The 14,102-nt window shown below is 65.5% G+C and carries 12 protein-coding genes; 4 read left to right on the top strand and 8 right to left on the bottom strand.

All coding sequences use genetic code 11. The features are described from left to right. Nucleotides 1-16 precede the first annotated feature (16 nt). Nucleotides 17-910 (top strand): lysophospholipid acyltransferase family protein, encoded by an 894-nt coding sequence (locus tag M0534_RS03105; protein WP_248566956.1) that lies wholly within the window; start codon nt 17-19, stop codon nt 908-910. 282 nt (nt 911-1,192) lie between these two features. Here M0534_RS03105 and M0534_RS03100 read toward each other — a convergent pair whose 3' ends face one another. The 8 genes from M0534_RS03100 to def form a co-directional block, all read right to left on the bottom strand. Beyond that, nucleotides 1,193-2,644: a TrkH family potassium uptake protein gene (locus M0534_RS03100; protein ID WP_248566955.1), complete on the bottom strand. Its 1,452-nt coding sequence runs from the start codon at nt 2,642-2,644 to the stop codon at nt 1,193-1,195. Nucleotides 2,645-2,646: 2 nt separating this feature from the next. After that, the gene (trkA, locus tag M0534_RS03095) at nt 2,647-4,026 is read right to left on the bottom strand and encodes a Trk system potassium transporter TrkA (RefSeq protein WP_248566954.1); all 1,380 of its coding nucleotides are present in this window, start codon (nt 4,024-4,026) and stop codon (nt 2,647-2,649) included. A gap of 15 nt (nt 4,027-4,041) precedes the next feature. After that, nucleotides 4,042-5,412: a sigma-54-dependent transcriptional regulator gene (locus tag M0534_RS03090; protein ID WP_248566953.1), complete on the bottom strand. Its 1,371-nt coding sequence runs from the start codon at nt 5,410-5,412 to the stop codon at nt 4,042-4,044. After that, the gene (locus M0534_RS03085; protein WP_248566952.1) at nt 5,409-7,631 is read right to left on the bottom strand and encodes a sensor histidine kinase; all 2,223 of its coding nucleotides are present in this window, start codon (nt 7,629-7,631) and stop codon (nt 5,409-5,411) included. Before M0534_RS03085 ends, M0534_RS03090 begins: the two co-directional genes overlap by 4 nt. Beyond that, nucleotides 7,613-8,197: a DUF4390 domain-containing protein gene (locus M0534_RS03080; RefSeq protein WP_248566951.1), complete on the bottom strand. Its 585-nt coding sequence runs from the start codon at nt 8,195-8,197 to the stop codon at nt 7,613-7,615. The genes M0534_RS03085 and M0534_RS03080 overlap by 19 nt, the downstream gene beginning before the upstream one ends. 5 nt (nt 8,198-8,202) lie before the next feature. Next, nucleotides 8,203-9,519 carry a 16S rRNA (cytosine(967)-C(5))-methyltransferase RsmB gene (gene rsmB / locus M0534_RS03075; RefSeq protein ID WP_248566950.1) on the bottom strand — a complete coding sequence of 439 codons (1,317 nt, stop codon included), beginning with the start codon at nt 9,517-9,519 and terminating at the stop codon, nt 8,203-8,205. A 3-nt stretch (nt 9,520-9,522) separates the two neighbouring features. After that, nucleotides 9,523-10,467: a methionyl-tRNA formyltransferase gene (gene fmt, locus M0534_RS03070; protein WP_248566949.1), complete on the bottom strand. Its 945-nt coding sequence runs from the start codon at nt 10,465-10,467 to the stop codon at nt 9,523-9,525. 68 nt (nt 10,468-10,535) lie between these two features. After that, complete coding sequence (gene def / locus M0534_RS03065) at nt 10,536-11,045, bottom strand: peptide deformylase (protein WP_248566948.1); 510 nt, start codon at nt 11,043-11,045, stop codon at nt 10,536-10,538. Between the two features lie 250 nt (nt 11,046-11,295). Between def and M0534_RS03060 the strand changes: the two genes are divergently transcribed. The 3 genes from M0534_RS03060 to M0534_RS03050 are packed head-to-tail and all read left to right on the top strand — an operon-like array spanning nt 11,296 to nt 13,977. Continuing rightward, nucleotides 11,296-12,333: a LysM peptidoglycan-binding domain-containing protein gene (locus tag M0534_RS03060; RefSeq protein WP_248566947.1), complete on the top strand. Its 1,038-nt coding sequence runs from the start codon at nt 11,296-11,298 to the stop codon at nt 12,331-12,333. A gap of 43 nt (nt 12,334-12,376) precedes the next feature. Continuing rightward, nucleotides 12,377-13,507, top strand: coding sequence for a DNA-processing protein DprA (gene dprA, locus M0534_RS03055; protein ID WP_248566946.1), 1,131 nt, complete (start codon nt 12,377-12,379; stop codon nt 13,505-13,507). Next, complete coding sequence (locus M0534_RS03050) at nt 13,504-13,977, top strand: Smg family protein (RefSeq protein ID WP_248566945.1); 474 nt, start codon at nt 13,504-13,506, stop codon at nt 13,975-13,977. Before dprA ends, M0534_RS03050 begins: the two co-directional genes overlap by 4 nt. The last annotated feature ends 125 nt before the right edge of the window (nt 13,978-14,102 follow it).

The raw sequence follows: 14,102 nt of genomic DNA, 5'->3' as shown, positions 1-14,102 counted from the left end.
GTCAAGGAACCCAGGCATGAAACGCGTCGCCCTGCTACGCACCCTGCTACGCTTGATGAGCATGCTGCCCCTGCCCGTTGCGCATGGGATCGGGGCGATCAGCGGTCAGTTGGCCTACCTCCTGGCCCGAAGCACACGGCATGTCGCGCTGACCAATCTGGCGTTGTGTTTCCCGGACGTGTCGGAACAGGAGCGGCGCCGTCTGGCCCGCGCCAGCTTCCGCGAACTGGGCAAGCAGTTGCTCGAGACCGGCATCATCTGGTTTGGCCGGCATGAACGCCTGCGCCGCCTGGTAACCAATCCGGAGTCGCTGGACGAACTGGCCGGCCGCTGGCCGCAAGGGCACGGGCTGGTGCTGGCCGGACCGCACCTGGGCAACTGGGACCTGACCGGCTACTACGTCAACAGCCGCTTCACGCTGCACCATCTCTACCGTCCGCCGCGGCAGGCGGAACTGGAACCCTTGCTGACCGAGGCCAGGGAGCGCGGCGGAGGCCGCTCGCTGCCGGCGACACCAAGCGGTATCCGCCAGCTTTACAAGGCCCTGCGCGGCGGCGGGCTGGTCGCCATCCTGCCTGACCAGGAGGCCAGGGGGAGCGGCGTGTTCGCACCGTTTTTCGGTGTGCCGGCGCGGACCATGACCCTGCTCAACCAGATGGCCGCGAAAACCGGCGCGCCGGTGGTGTTCTGCTTCATGCAGCGGCTGCCCTGGGGCCGGGGATTCCGGTTGCGCCTGGTCCCGGCACCACCGGATATCGACAATCCGGACCCGGAGATCGCGGCCACCGCACTGAACAAGGGCGTGGAACAGTGCGTCCGCCTTGTGCCGGAACAATACCAGTGGACCTACAAACGGTTCCGCCAACACCCGGACGGCAATCCGTACAAGAATCGGCGCGGTAGACAATAGCTCCTCGCCCTATGCGCCGTTTCGATAGTGCTGGGGCCAGAGGAAGTCTTTTCTTGGCCTGACGTGCCTTTCGGCCCAACAGGGCCAAGAAAAGACTTCCACTGTCCCTACCGGGCTGGGAACACCGTTGCTTCGTCCGGACTCGGGCTACGGAGCCCGGCCCCCTATCGAGACGACTACCGTGACGCCGGTTGGTACTGAGTGCCGGGGGAGGACTTATCCACGTTTCGGATAGTGCTGCCCCCAGGCAGGCGCGTGGTGGCATCTGCCATGTGGTCGTCGTCAACGGCGCCAGAAGGCCGGTGTGAACAGCACGAGGAGGGTGAAGATCTCGAGGCGGCCGAGCAGCATTGCGAACATCAGGACCCACTTGGCGGGTCCACCGATGTCACCGTAGTTGGCAGCCACGTCGCCCAGCCCCGGCCCAAGGTTGGTGATATTCGCGGCCACCGCCGAGAATGCCGTCACCTGATCCAGGCCGGTCGCCATTATCGCCAGCATCATGATCGCGAACAGCGCGATATAGGCGGCAAAAAAGCCCCAGACCGCATCCGTCACGCGTGCATCCACCGCACGGTTTCCAATCTTGACCAGCACCTGGGCCTGCGGATGCACCAGGCGGATGATCTCGCGATAGCCCTGTTTCACCAGCAACACGAATCGGATCACCTTGATGCCGCCGCCCGTGGAGGTGGCACAGCCACCGATGAAAGCCGTGAATACCAGCAACACCGGCAAGAAAACCGGCCACTGATCGAAGCCCGCCGTGGTGAAACCCGCCGTCGTCCCGATCGATACCGCCTGGAAAACGGCGCGTGTGAAGGTCTCGCTCCAGCCACCGTAGAGGCCGCTGACCGCCAGCGTCACGAACGACAGCGAGGCCACGGTGAACAGAATGCCGAAAAACCAGCGCGCCTCGGTGTCCCGCAGATAATGGCCAATGCTGCGGCGACGCCAGGCCACGAAGTGCAGGGCGAAATTGATCCCGGCGATCAGCATGAACACGACGCAGATCATCTCGATCAGGGCGCTGTCGAAATGGCCGATGCTGGCGTCGTAGGTGGAAAAGCCGCCGATGGCCACGGTCGAGAAACTGTGGCCGATGGCATCGAACAGGCTCATGCCCGCCAGCCAGTAGGCGGTCGCGCAGGCAATGGTCAGCGTCAGGTAGATGTACCAGAGTGCCTTCGCCGTTTCCGCAATACGCGGCGTGAGCTTGCTGTCCTTGACCGGACCCGGCGTCTCGGCCCGGTAGAGCTGCATGCCGCCGACGCCGAGCATCGGCAGGATGGCGACCGCCAGCACGATGATGCCCATGCCACCCATCCACTGCAGTTGCTGCCGGTAGAAGCGGATCGAGTGGGGCAGGTCGTCGATGCCGGTGAGGATCGTGGCACCGGTGGTGGTCAGCCCGGACAGGCTCTCGAACGCAGCGTCGGTCAGGGAGATCGACGGCGCCGTGGACAGGAACAAGGGCACCGCGCCGGCCATGCCGAGTACGGTCCAGAACAGCACCACGATCAGAAAGCCGTCGCGGATCCGCAAGTCATGCCGAGCGCGGTGCACCGGCAACCAGAGCAGGCAACCGGCCAGCACGATCAGCACAAACGAGGCCAGGAACGGAACGACTCCCGCGTCCCGATACAGCAGCGCGACCAGCAACGGTGGCAGCATGCTGATACTGAATACCATCAGCAGCAGCCCCAGCACCCGTTGCACCGCCGTCCAGTGCATGGTTAACCGAAAAACCCGATGCCGACCTGAAACAGGCGCTCGACTTCCGGGATCAACCGCTTGTCGACCATGAAGATGATGACGTGGTCCTCCGCCTCGATCACCGTATCGCGATGCGCCATCAGCACCTCGTCACCGCGCACCAGGCAGCCAATGGTAGCGCCACGGGGCAGGGCGATTTCCTCGATGCGGCGCCCCACCACCCGGGAGGATTCCCGGTTGCCGTGGGCCACCGCCTCGATCGCCTCGGCGGCACCACGGCGCAGGCTGTGCACCATCACCACATCGCCCTTGCGGACGTGTGCCAACAGCGTGCCGATGGTCGCCTGCTGCGGCGAGATCGCGACATCGATGTCTTCACTGCCCTGCACCAGGTCGACATAGGCCGGCCGGTTGATCAGCGTCATCACCATGCGCGCGCCGAGCCGCTTGGCCAGCATCCCGGACAGGATGTTGGCCTCATCGTCGTTGGTCAGCGCACAGAACATATCGGTGTTTTCTATATTCTCCTCCAGCAACAACTCCTCGTCGGCGGCATCGCCACGCAACACGATGGTCTTGCGCAGATCCTCGGCGATGGCCCGTGAGCGATCCTGGGAGCGTTCGATCAACTTGACCTGGTAACGCGCCTCCAGCGCTTGGGCCAGGCGCGTGCCGATGTTGCCGCCGCCGGCCAGCACGATGCGCTTGATCGGCTTGTCAAGTCGCCGCAATTCGCTCATCACCGCGCGGATGTTCTTGCGCGCGGCGACGAAGAACACCTCGTCGCCGGCCTCGATGATGGTGTCGCCCTCGGGAATCAACGGCTTGCCGCGGCGGAAGATGGCGGCAACCCGGGCATGATCGCCGGAGATGTGTTCGCGCAGGGTCTTCAGTTCATGGCCCACCAGCAGTCCGCCGTAATAGGCCCGCACACCGACCAGCCGCACCTTGCCGCCGGCGAAGTCCAGCACCTGCAGCGCGCCGGGGTGTTCCACCAGTCGCTTGATGTACTGGGTCACCAGCTGCTCGGGACTGATCAGCACGTCGATGGGCAGCGCCTGGTCGGCGAACAACTGAGGGTAGTTCAGGTACTCGACGGCGCGCACGCGGGCGATCTTGGTCGGCGTCGTGAACAGCGTGTAGGCCACCTGGCAGGCCACCATATTGGCTTCGTCGCTGTTGGTGACCGCGATGATCATGTCGGCATCGTCGGCGCCCGCCTGATTCAGGACCGGCGGATGGGTGGCGTTGCCGTGCACCGTGCGCAGGTCGAACTTGTCCTGCATTTCCCCAAGCAGGCGGCGATCGAGATCGACGATGGTCACGTCGTTGGCCTCGCTCGCCAGGTTCTGCGCCAGCGAACTGCCCACCTGTCCGGCACCAAGGATGATGATCTTCATACGCGGCGATTGTCTTCAGAAATCATTCGGATCGATGCCCAGGGCCTTGAGTTTGCGATACAGATGGGTCCGCTCCATACCCGCCAGCTTGGCCAGTTCGCCGACGCTGCCACCAGCCTCGCGCAACTGGTGCTGCAGGTAGAGTCGCTCGAATTCCTCGCGTGCGTCACGCAATGGCCGGTCAAATGGCATCGCCAGGCCGCCTGCCTGGGCCCCGGCGGCACGGGCAACGGCACCACCGAGCGCCGCCTCCACCTCGGACAACTCGATTTCCTGTCCCTCGCCGAGAATAAGCAGCCGCTGTACCAGGTTCTTCAACTCGCGCACATTGCCCGGCCAGGAATACTGCAACAACCGGTTGCGTGCGGCGGTGCCCAGACGCCGCTTGGGCAGCCCCTCCTGGCTGGGATAGGACTCAAGAAAGAACGCCAGCAGGGCGTCCACGTCCTCCGGTCGTTCCCGCAACGGTGGGATCCGCAGCGGCACCACATTCAGGTGGTAGTAGAGATCCTCGCGAAAGCGGCCCTCATGCACCTCCTGCTCCAGGTCGACGCGGGTCGCGGCCAGCACGCGAACATCCACTTCCACCGGCTCGGCGCCGCCAACACGGTGGAAGGCCCGGCTGTTCAAGGCGCTGAGCAATCGCACCTGCGCCGGCATGTCAAGATCCGCCACCTCGTCGATAAACAGGCTGCCGTTATTGGCCTGCTCCAGCCGGCCGTAGACCAGGCGGCCGCCTTCCTCGCTGCCGAACAGTTCCTGGGCCGCGCCACTGCCGGCGATGGAACCCGCGGCCACTTCGATGAATGGACCGTCACGGCGGTTACTGCACTGGTGCAGGTAATGTCCGTAGGTGCGCTTGCCGCTGCCGGCCTCGCCCATGATCAATACCCAGGTGTCGTGACTGGCGATCCGCTGCACCTGGTTGCGCAGGGTTTCGGTGGCAGCGCTGCGCCCGACCGGCTCGACAATGGTGCCGGCTTGGCGGCGCAGGCCGACGTTCTCGCGCCGCAACCGGTCGGCGTCCAGCGCGCGCTCCACCACCAGTAGCAGCTTGGCCATCGACAATGGCTTTTCGATGAAGTCGTAGGCGCCCAGCCGGGTTGCCTCGACCGCCGTCTCCACCGTGCCGTGGCCGGACATCATGACCACCGGACAGGGCAACCCGGCACCTTCGGCCCATTCCTTGAGCAGTGACACCCCATCCTGGTCGGGCATCCAGATATCCAGCAGAATCAGGTCCGGCCGCCGGTGACGCAGCGCGGTTCGGGCCGCCGCCGCGTTCTCCGCAACCTGGACGTGGTAGTCCTCATCCTCGAGGATTTCCTGGACCAGGGTACGGATGTCCGGTTCATCATCGACCACCAGAATATGTGATGCAGTCATGAGCTACCCCCGCCCAGACGGGCGCCTTGTGCAGAATTCGATGCAGACCCTGAGATGCCATTCGGCGGCAACGGGAACCGCAGTGTAACCAGCGCGCCATCGGCCAGGTTCTCGGCACCGATCTGGCCACTGTGTTCCTCGACGATCTTCTTGACGATCGGCATGCCCAGGCCGGTCCCGCGTGACTTGGTCGTGACGTAAGGCTCGAACAGGTGCGCCAGCACGTCCTCGCTGAAGCCCGGCCCGTAGTCACGCACCTGCAGTTCGACACCGCGGAACTGCGGCTCATCGACGCTGCGGGTAATCAGCTCGAGTCGACCGTCACCGCCGGCCGCTGCCTCCAGCGCATTCTTCAGGAGGTTGTGCAGCAACTGCCGCAGGCGCCCCGGGTCGCCGCGGAACTCCGGCAGGCCCTCGGCCAGCTTCAGGGTCACCGTCATTTCGTCACTGCGGTACAACTCGGCCACCTGCCGGACCAGCGCATTCAGGTCCACCGGCACCAGTTGCAGATGGGGTGGCTGCGCGTACTCACTGAAGGCGTTGACCATGGTCTTCATGGCCTCGACCTGCTCGATGATGGTGTGCGTACCGCGATCCAGCAGCTCCCGCTCTCGCCCCTCGAGGACTGCCAGGCACTTGTGCCGCATGCGCTCGGCGGAGAGCTGGATCGGGGTCAGCGGGTTCTTGATCTCGTGCGCCAGGCGTCGGGCCACCTCGGCCCAGGCGGCATCGCGCTGGGCCTGGATCAGGGCAGTCACCTCATCAAACACGATCACATAGCCGCCGGTACCAATTGCTCCCGGCAGGCTGGCACCACTGCACATCAGCACCAGCCGTCCGCCCGGCACCGTGACCGTGACCTGCTCCCGCCACTCGCCGGCGTCCTCGTTGAGCCGCCGCTGCACCAGCTCCGAGAATGCCAGCAGGCCGGCATGGCGCCGGCCCAGGGCACCCAGGCTCTCGCCGGTAAACTCGTTCAGCGACAGCCCCAGGATCTGGTCCGCAGCGTGATTCCAGGTGCGCAGGCGACCGCCACGATCCAGCGCCACGACCCCCGAGGACAGCCGGCCGAGTACCGTTTCCAGATAGGCGCGCTGGTTCTCGACCTGGGCCTGACTGCGACTGGCCGCATCCCGCGCCTGGGCGACGCGGCGACTCATATCGTTGAACGAGCGGACCAGAAAGCCCAGCTCATCCTTGCCGGCCGGCGGCAACTGGGTGCCGTATTCACCGGCCGCCACCGCGCGGGTTCCCTCCGCCAGCCGGCGGATCGGTTCGACCAGCTTGCGGGCGGCGAAGAATGCGGACCAGACCGCGAACAGCACGCTCAGCAACAACACCAGAGACAGCGTTAGCGTGAAGCTTTCCTGCAGCGGCCGCGCCAGGTATCCCACCTCCTGGTGACGGGCGTAGGCCTGCTGCACCTCGTCGGCCAGCGCATTGACCCGCGGCGACACCGGGAACAGCCCCTGCAACAGACGCTGATCCGGCATGCCGTCACTGCCCGGTGCCAGCACCAGTACCCTGATCTGCAGACCGGCATCACCCACCGGATCCAGCCCCACGTAGGGACGGCCCTGGCGCAATTGCAGCAGGATGTCCTCCTCTGGTCGGTGCGGCAGCATCGCCGAGGGTTCCTGGGCGTTGGTTGCAATGATCCGGCCCGTGGACGCCATCAGCGTGAGTTCGGTGGCGCCGAGCTGTTCCCGCAGTTCGCCAAGCCGGATCGGTGCCACCGCATCGCTCATGCCGTGCACATTGACCGCCGCGCGCTCGGTGCGGCGCAGCAGCTCGCGCATGCGGACGTCGAACGAGGCCTGGGACAGGTTCAGCGCATCTTCCAGCACCCGCTGCTCCATACGGGTATCGAACCAGGAGTCGATACCCTGATGCAGGAACTGCACCGAGAAGTAATACACGACACTCACCGGCACCAGGGCCAGGACCACGAACATCGTCACCAGCCGCACGGTGATCCGGCTGCCGGGCTGGTCGCGGCGGCGCTGCAGCACCAGCCGAGTCAGGTTCCAGGCAATCAGGCCGAGCAGCCCGGCCAGGCAGATGCTGTTGAAGAACAGCAACCAGGGATGCAGCCGACCGAACACCTCGGTGTCCTGGGTCGCTGCACTCAACAGATAGAGCGAAACCAGCAGCAGGACACACAGGACCAGCCGGACGGCGCCCTCGCGGGGCAAACGGATCAGCCTTCCAATTGCCATGTGTACCACTCGCTGACCAACCGCCAGTTCGGGTTGACGTACGCCACGGTTCGCAGCGGATGCGGCAACGCATCCAGATCCAGCCGCACCCGGGCCTCCACCGAATAGGTCTGGCCCGATTCCAGTTGACTGCGGCGGACCAGCGGCACGGTATCCAGCGTGGTCCAGGCGGCCAGTGCGACGTCCCTCCGGAAGAAGGTCCGGCGGTCTCCGGTGGCGCGGTTGTGAATCACGTAACGGCGGCTCAGTGCGTGGTAACGCAGTTCCTGACGCTGACTGAACTCCGCAACCTCGGCATCCCACCACCAGCGGCGGGGTCGAAGGACACGGACCTGCAACTCCATGGTCAGCGGCACGCCGTTTTCCAGCGCATCACGGGCGTCGGCACCCAGCTCGACGTCAAAGCGTGCGTCCAGGTACAGCAGGTCGGTCCCGGTGCGAATATTGCCATTGGCAAGACTAAAGCCCGGCGTATCGGCCCAGGCCGAGCCACCGAGACTGACCAACACCAGGATCAGCGGCAGGAATAGCCAACGTCGGAGCGCCACCGGGTATTGCCAGCTCACAGCCCTTAATCCTTGCGCAGGCACGCGTAGTAGAAACCGTCCATGTCCGCCTCGCCGGCCGGAATCTGTCGCCCGACGGGTCGCTCGAGGCCCCAGCGGGCCTCGATGCGGACCGGAATAACCGCATCATGTTCCTGCATGAACCGGTCAACAACCAACTCGTTTTCCGCGCGGAACGCGGAACAGGTGGCGTACAGCAGGATACCGCCCGATGCCAGCAGCGACCAGGCGGCCGCCAACAAACGATATTGCAGCGCGGCAAGGGCATCGATGTCGTTCGCCTGGCGCAACAGCTTGATGTCCGGGTGGCGGCGGATCACACCGCTGGCCGAGCAGGGGGCGTCAAGCAGGATGCGCTGGAAGGGCTCGCCGTCCCACCAGGTGTCCGGTTGCGCGCCGTCGCCGGCACGAAGGTCGGCTCCCAGGCCGAGGCGCTGCAAATTTTCGCGCAGGCGGTCGAGCCGGCCCGCATCGACATCGACCGCGGTCAGACCTGCAATCCCGGGGCGGCGTTCGAGGATGTGACAGGTCTTGCTGCCCGGTGCGGCGCACAGATCCAGCACACGGTCGCCTGCACGCGGCGCCAGCAGGTCGATTGCCAATTGGCCTGCGGCGTCCTGGACCGAAACCACCCCGTCGGCAAAACCGGGCAGGCTCTCCACCGGCAGCGGCCGCCCGAGCACCACTGCGTCCGCTGCGTGTGCATGAAGGGTCGCGTCGATGCCGAGCGCCTGCAGGCGCTCCAGATAGGCCGCACGCGTGCCAAGCCGCCGATTGACCCGCAGCGTCATCGGCGGACGCTGGTTGTTGGCCGCGGCGATTGCCTGCCAGTGGTCCGGCCAGTCCGCCTGCAGGCGATCGAGCATCCAGCGAGGGTGGGACCAACGCGCCGCTTCATCGCCCGGCTTGGCGAGCAGGGTTTCCGCCTCGCGCAGGGCCCGGCGCAGCACGGCATTGACCAGCCCCGGCGCCCAGGGCCGGCCCAGCGAACGGGCCGCGGCGACCGTTTCCGAAACCGCCGCGTGCGCCGGCGTGCGCGCATGCAGGCACTGGTAGAGGCCACTCAACAGCAGGGCCCGCACCACACCTTCCTTGCGCCGCAGCGGTTTGCTCAACAACTGCTGCAGGATGGCGTCCAGCTGATGGTACCAGCGCAGACTGCCGAACACGCAGTCCTGCGCCAACGGCCGCTCATCCGCCGGCAAGCTTGCCAGGCGCAGCGGCAGCACATCGGACAGGGATCTCTGGCGGCGAAGAACATCGTCCAGCGCCAGCGCGGCGACGGCGCGGGCAGGCTGAGCTGTGCGAACCGGACGCACCATCCCTCAGTGAAACCGGTTGCCGGGTCGCAGCGGATGGCCATTGAGGAAATCACCGGCAGCCATGGCCCTACCTCCTTCGGGCTGCAATTCCTGGAGCCGCAGCAGCCCCGCGCCGCAGCTCACCAGCACGCCATCGGCCGAGGCCTTGAGCACGGTACCGGGCGGACGGGCAGCGGATTCGCCGGCCGCCACCTCGGCGCGCCAGAGGCGCAGGCGGGACCCGCCATGGCGGGTCTCGGCCACCGGCCAGGGGTTGAAGGCGGCGATCCGGCGCTGGATCGCTGCGGCGCCATCCGACCAGTCGATGCGCGCCTCCGATTTCTGCAGCTTGTCGGCATAGCAGGCCAGCGCCTCATCCTGCGGCTCGGCGGACAACCTGCCGGCAAGCAGGTCCTCCAGCGAGCCCGCCAACAGCGACGCGCCGATCAGCGACAGCCGATCATGCAGGGTCCCGCCGGTGTCCTCGGCGTGAATCGGGGTCGCGGCTCGGGCCAGCACCGGTCCGGTATCCAGCCCGCGCTCCATCTGCATCAGGCAGACTCCAGTCTCGGCATCGCCGGCCAGCATGGCACGCTGGATCGGTGCCGCACCGCGCCAGCGCGGCAATAACGAGGCGTGGATATTGATGCAGCCGAGCCGCGGCATATCGAGCACGGCCTGCGGCAGAATCAGCCCGTAGGCGACCACGATCATCAGCTCCGGCTGCAGCGCCGCCAATGCCTCCCGGGCTTCCGGATCACGCAGGCTTTGCGGCTGACACACCGGCAGTTCGTGGTCCAGCGCGCGCCGTTTCACCGGCGACGGCCGCAATCGGCGGCCGCGTCCGGCGGGGCGATCCGGCTGGGTGTAGACCGCGCAGGGTGCATGGCCGGCATCGATCAGGGCCTGCAGCGGCGGTACCGCAAAATCGGGCGTGCCCGCGAAAACAATGCGCGGCGAATGTGACATGGCTGTCCCGGGGTTTAACGAGGGTTTCGGTGTTGCAGGCGGGGCCGCGCCGCCGAAGCCGGACCGGCTCAGGCCTCGGCCGCGTGCCGCGCCTGCTTCTCCATCTTCTTGCGCACACGCTTGCGCTTCAATTCGGAGAGGTAATCGATGAACAGCTTGCCATTGAGGTGATCGATTTCGTGCTGGATACAGATGGCCAGCAGGCCATCGGTTTCCAGCTCGAAGGTCTCGCCATGCTCGTCAAGGGCACGCACATGCACCCATTCAGCGCGTGGCACGTCATCATAGTAACCGGGAATGGAAAGGCAGCCCTCCTGGCCCTTGCAGCTGCCTCCGCTGTCCAGGATTTCCGGATTGATGAACACCTGAGGCTCCGAGCGATCTTCGCTCAGGTCCATCACCACCACCCGCTGGTGGACATCAATCTGCGTCGCCGCCAGGCCAATACCCGGTGCATCGTACATGGTCTCGAACATGTCACCGACCAACTCGCGGATCGTGTCATCCACGGTATCGACCGGCTCGGCCACCTTGCGCAGGCGCGCATCGGGATAGTGCAGGATCTCTCGTATCGCCATGGTATCTTTCAGTTGTCTGACGTGTCTGATCGGACTGGGCAATCAGGGCGCGGTTCACAGTATAACCTGCCCGGTCCGTCTACATTGGGATCGATTCCCGCGCCGGCGTCGGAAAATGCGGTCTCGGGCGCAGACGCGAGAATAAATCAGTGTTTCCCTTGGGCAGAACAAACGACAATCAGTGGATTCCCGGTCACGCCTGGCCTGACAGGCGTCTGCAGGGGTCAGGGCGAAAAACAGGACGCATCTCATGTCAGCCAGTAAAACCCGTGTTTGGATAATCAGTCTGCTGCTTGCCTTGTTCGTATTCAGCGGGGCACAGCTTGGCGCCACCGACGGGGTGCGTAGTGACCACCCGCAACAGTACACCGTGCAGCGGGGTGACACCCTCTGGGACATTGCCGGTCGATTCCTGACCCGACCCTGGCTCTGGCCAGAAATCTGGCAGGTCAATCCGGAGATTCGGAATCCCCACCTTATCTATCCGGGTGATGTGATCAGCCTGGTTTACGTCGACGGCGAGCCACGGCTGCGGCTTGATCGGGGTGAGCGGGAGGTGCGGCTGTCGCCGGGCATACGCGAGGAACAACTGGACGAAGCCATCAGCGCCATCCCCCTGAGCGCGATCCGCCCGTTCCTCAATCGCAGTCATGTGGTGGGCGAGGATTTCTTCGACAACGCACCCTACATCATCGCCGGCGAAGATGAACGGGTCATGGCCAGCGCCGGCGACCGCATCTACATACGCCGCCTGGCGGAAGATGCACCGGTGGACTTCGCGGTGGTGCGCAAGGGTAATCCGTACATCGACCCGGACACCGGCGAACTGCTGGGGATTGCCGCCACCTATGTCGGTGACGCGCGACTGCGGCGCGACGGCGATCCGGCCACCGGCGTGGTCCGCTCCAGCAACCGCGAGGTGCTGCCGGGCGACATGCTGCTGGAAACGCCGCCGGAAGCCGCGCGCATGCAGTTCTTCCCGCGTGCGCCGGAGCAGGAGGTCGAGGGGCGCATCATCGATGTCATGGACGGCGTCAGCCAGATCGGTCAGTTCGATGTCGTGGTGCTGAACCTGGGCAAGGAGCAGGGCATGCAGGACGGTGACGTGCTGGCCATGTTCCGGGCCGGCCGCGAGATCTCGGATCCGGTGAATCGCGAGCGCGTCCGGCTGCCGGAGGAGCGGGCCGGCGAGCTGATCATCTTCCGCACCTTCGACAAGCTCAGCTTCGGTCTTGTAATGCGGGCCTCACGGCACACGGAAGTCATGGACGTGGTCCGCAACCCCTGAACGACTCGCGTCCCGACCCATGGTCCACCACGGACGGTGATCCATGAATGAACAGCAGGCCCATATCGCACTGAGCCTTTGCGACGGCTTCGGCCCGCGAGGCTACGCCGAGCTACTACCCGCGCTGGGTTCGGCCAGGGCCATCGTCGAGGCAGACCGCTCGACCCTGCGCGCGGCAGGGCTGTCGGCCACCCTGGTCGACAGCCTGAAGACCGTGGATGACAGGGCGATCGATGCCGTCCTGCGCTGGGGGGATGGCGATGATCGCCACCTGCTGACGCCGGCCGACGACGACTACCCGGCGCTGTTGCATGATCTTCCCGATGCGCCTTTCCTGCTCTACCTGAGGGGTGACCCGCTGGTCCTGCGGACACCGCAGATCGCCATCATTGGCAGTCGCAACCCGACCAGCGGCGGACTGGACAACGCCGAGCAATTCGCCCGCCACCTGGCAGCCGGCGGCCTGACCGTGACCAGCGGCCTGGCCCTCGGCGTGGACAGCGCGGCACATGCCGGCGCGCTGGCGGTGCGCGGGCGCACGCTGGCGGTTACCGGCACCGGGCCCGACCGGATCTACCCGGCCAGCAACCGGCAACTGGCTGCCAAAATCCTTGAGGAAGGCGGTGCCATCGTCACCGAGTTTCCGCCGGGGACACCCGCCCGACCCGGCCATTTCCCTCGCCGCAACCGCCTGATCAGCGGCCTGTCGGCGGGAACACTGGTGGTGGAGGCCGGAATTCGCAGCGGCTCACTGATTACCGCGAGACTGGCACTGGAACAGGGCCGTGAAGTGTTCGCGATCCCCGGCTCGATCCACAATCCACTGGCCCGAGGCTGCCATGCCCTGATCAGGGACGGTGCGGCGAAACTGGTGGAGACCGCCGGCGACATCATGGACGAGTTGCCGGCGTTGCTGGGCTTGGCCCTTGCCGAGGATATCGACGACAGCGATACGCGGGCTCAGGATTCGAGCGCCGCCGGCCTCGATCCGGAGCATGCGATGGTGCTTGAGGCACTCGGCCATGACCCTGTTCCGATGGACATTTTGTTGCAGCGCACCGGATTGACGGCCGCGGAGCTTTCCTCCATCCTGCTGATACTTGAATTGCAGGGCCGTGTGACTTCCATGCCGGGTGGGCGCTATGCACGGGTCTGGCACGAGGGCCTGAAATGAAAGAAAACGTGTTCGACGTCCTGATGTACCTGTTCGAGAACTACCTCTACGACGACGAACCGCAGCCCGACCGGGAATCACTGGAATCCGAACTGTTCGAGGCCGGCTTTCAGCAGATGGAGGTTCGCAAGGCCTTCGACTGGCTGGACGGATTGGCTGCGTGCCGCGATCTGCCGGCCGGTACCGTTGACGAATGCCGTGCAATCCGCCTGTATACCGATGCGGAAACCGCCCGGCTGGACACCGAAAGCCGCGGCTTCCTGATGTTCCTGGAGCAGATCGGCGTGCTCACGGTGACCAGTCGCGAGGTCATCATTGATCGCTTGATGGCACTCGAGGACGAGGAGACCGATATCGATTTGGTGAAATGGGTCACGCTGATGGTGCTCTACAACCAGCCCGGCCAGGAAGAGGCCTTTGCCTGGATGGAGAGTCTGCTGTTCGAGAACCCCGTCCACCTGGTCCACTGAACCCAGTTCGGACCATCGCTGTCCATGTCGCGACCGCCGGCATGCGGTTCGCGGCCAGCCTGGTGACCTTCACCCGCCGCACCGCCCCGACGGGCCAGACGCTTGCGCCGACGGACCCCGTATCC

The organism is Methylonatrum kenyense (assembly GCF_023195885.1).
Classification (GTDB): Bacteria; Pseudomonadota; Gammaproteobacteria; order Nitrococcales; family Aquisalimonadaceae; genus Methylonatrum; species Methylonatrum kenyense.
The sequence above is the reverse complement of the archived record's forward strand: the minus strand, read 5'-3'. Positions and strand labels throughout refer to the sequence as shown.